This is a genomic window from Aquirufa avitistagni (assembly GCF_042715545.1).
Taxonomy (GTDB): domain Bacteria; phylum Bacteroidota; class Bacteroidia; order Cytophagales; family Spirosomataceae; genus Aquirufa; species Aquirufa avitistagni.
On sequence record NZ_JBBKXZ010000011.1, the window covers coordinates 1 to 268 of the forward strand.

At 48.1% G+C, this 268-nt stretch carries 1 rRNA gene; it reads left to right on the forward strand.

Going from position 1 to position 268, the window contains the following annotated elements:
* Positions 1-268 (forward strand): 16S ribosomal RNA (locus U0R10_RS11375); the annotation flags it as partial.

Here is a 268-nt window from a genome sequence, read left to right on the forward strand (position 1 = left end):
GCCTAATACATGCAAGTCGAACGGTGTCTTCGGACATAGTGGCGCACGGGTGCGTAACACGTATGCAACCTACCTTACATTGGGGGATAGCCTTTCGAAAGGGAGATTAATACCGCATAAGACAGTAACTGGGCATCCAGTAGCTGTTAAAGATTTATCGATGTAAGATGGGCATGCGTCCAATTAGTTAGTTGGCGAGGTAATGGCTCACCAAGACTTTGATTGGTAGGGGAACTGAGAGGTCAATCCCCCACACTGGCACTGAGAT